We start from the raw sequence: 299 nt of genomic DNA on the forward strand, positions 1-299 counted from the left end.
GGAAGGAGCCCAGCGCCTCGACGCGGCGCACGATCTGCAAGAGGTCGTCGGACTGCGGCGTGATGACGGCATCGATCAAATCGTACCGCGCGCCCTGGTCGCGGAGGTAGACTTTCAGGCGGTCGTGGAAGAAGGCGAGGAGATCGGACGACTGATCCACTCCGCCTTTGAAGCTGACGAAGGCCTTGGCGAAAACAGACGTCAGCGCCAAACGGATGCGGTTCTCAATGAGAATCCTGACCACGCCAAGCGCAGCCCGGCGCAGAGCGAACGGGTCCTTGCTGCCGGTCGGCTTTTCG

The 299-nt window shown here is 62.9% G+C and carries 1 protein-coding gene; it reads right to left on the reverse strand.

From position 1 onward, the window contains the following. The coding region (locus tag EN852_RS39010) for a glycine--tRNA ligase subunit beta (RefSeq protein WP_135879918.1) at nucleotides 1-299 on the reverse strand (299 nt) is incomplete at both ends.

Origin of the sequence: Mesorhizobium sp. M2E.F.Ca.ET.209.01.1.1 (assembly GCF_004010375.2) — a bacterium.
Lineage (GTDB): Bacteria > Pseudomonadota > Alphaproteobacteria > Rhizobiales > Rhizobiaceae > Mesorhizobium.